2 protein-coding genes are annotated in these 1,583 nt (G+C 63.5%); both read right to left on the bottom strand.

Annotated features, from left to right (window positions below; translation table 11 throughout):
• Positions 1–276 precede the first annotated feature (276 nt).
• Positions 277–1,044, bottom strand: coding sequence for an IS21-like element helper ATPase IstB (gene istB, locus MKD50_RS30310; RefSeq protein WP_232348037.1), 768 nt, complete (start codon positions 1,042–1,044; stop codon positions 277–279).
• 17 nt (positions 1,045–1,061) lie between these two features.
• On the bottom strand, positions 1,062–1,583 hold a 522-nt coding region (locus MKD50_RS30305; protein WP_501985985.1), incomplete at its 5' end, for an IS21 family transposase.

Raw genomic sequence — 1,583 nt, 5'->3', positions numbered from 1 at the left:
CTAAGTTGCCACATTCGGTAAGCTACTGCCTCCTTCGTTGGCACAGGGCTCAAAATTGCTGTGTTACTTGGTCCCACAGCTTGCCGCCGCCAGGCAAGGTGTTGTGATTGTGCTGCGAGCGCAATAGCCAATCCGCCGGGTGGCCCAACTCCCTTGCTTTGACCATCAGCGCCCATGATGTCCGATTCCAGTGAGCTACATAGATGTCAACGCCGATTTAAATTTGACCCACTTTGGCAAGAATCGCCGAAGTAAAACTGACCCACCTGGCTCCCGTCAGCCAGCCGCCTTGGCGGCGGCTCGGCCGTTCGTTTGACCTGCCCGGCGCTTGTCCTTGAGCCGGTAGCTTTCCCCTGTAATCTGCACGATATGGGCGTGATGCAGGAGCCGGTCGAGCATCGCCGCCGTTAGCGTCTGGTCGTCGGCAAAGGCGGTCGCCCATTGCGCAAACGGCAGGTTGCTGGTCAACACCATCGAACCCCGCTCGTAGCGCTTGGCGACGACATTGAAGAACAGGTTCGCCTCTTCCCGCCCGAACGTCAGGTAGCCGATTTCGTCGACCACCAATAACCTGGGTCCCATCACGGCCCGATTGAAGTACTCGCGCAGCCGCCCCTGCTGCCGCGCAGTCGCTAGTTGCATCATCAGGTCAGCCGCCGTCAGGAAGCGGCTCTTGATGCCAGCCTGCGTCGCGCGATAGGCCAGCGCCGTCGCCAGATGTGTCTTGCCGACGCCGGACGGCCCGAGCAGCACAACGTTCTCGGCGCGCTCGATAAACGCCAGGCTGCCCAACTCCTGTATCTGCATGCGCGGTGCGCCGCTGGCGAAGCCGAAGTCGTACTGCTCCAGCGTCCTTACCGACGGCAGTGTCGCCAGCTTGGTCAGCACCTGACGCTTGCGCTCCTCGCGGGCGGCAACCTCGGTGTTGAGCAGCCGCTCCAGGAAGTCGGCCAGACTGGCGTCCTCGGTCGCCACCCGCTGTGCCAGCGACCCCCACTCCAGCGCCACGCGGTCTAGTTTGAGCTGGCCGCACAGGTTGGCAATGCGCTAGTGCTGCAGGTTCATGCCGCCACCTCCAGCAGGCTGTCATACACGGCCAGCGGATGCTGCAGGCTCTCGCGCGGGATGGGGCGCATGGGCCTGCGTACAGGCAGCGGTCTGCCCGCCTGCGGTAGCGGCAGCAAGGCCTCTTGCTCGACGGCAAGGCGCACCACGGGGCGCTCGCCAGTGGTGGCATGAACCCGTATGTTGGCCACCTCCGTCAGCCAGCGGCCAATGTACTGGTTGGCGGCCTCGACATCCAGCTTCAGCCCGGCTTGTTTGAGCGTGGCGGCCAGCGGCACGACAAAGCTCTCCTTGAGATAGCGATTGAAGCGCTCGACCTTGCCCTTGGTCTTGGCGCGATAGGGACGGCATACCTTCAGTTCGAAGCCATACCGCTCGGCCTGCGCCAACAGTTCCCGGTCCCAGCGATGGCGGCCATCGCCGTGCGCGTCGCGCTCGACGACCACCGACTTGGCGTTGTCGAACAGGATGTGCTCGGGCACGCCGCCGAAGAAAGCCAGCGCCTCTTCCAGACAGGT

The sequence above is a fragment of the Cupriavidus mimosae genome (assembly GCF_023952485.1).
GTDB lineage: Bacteria > Pseudomonadota > Gammaproteobacteria > Burkholderiales > Burkholderiaceae > Cupriavidus > Cupriavidus taiwanensis_C.
Note: the sequence above shows the minus strand (reverse complement) of the source record. Positions and strands in the feature narration are given on the sequence as shown.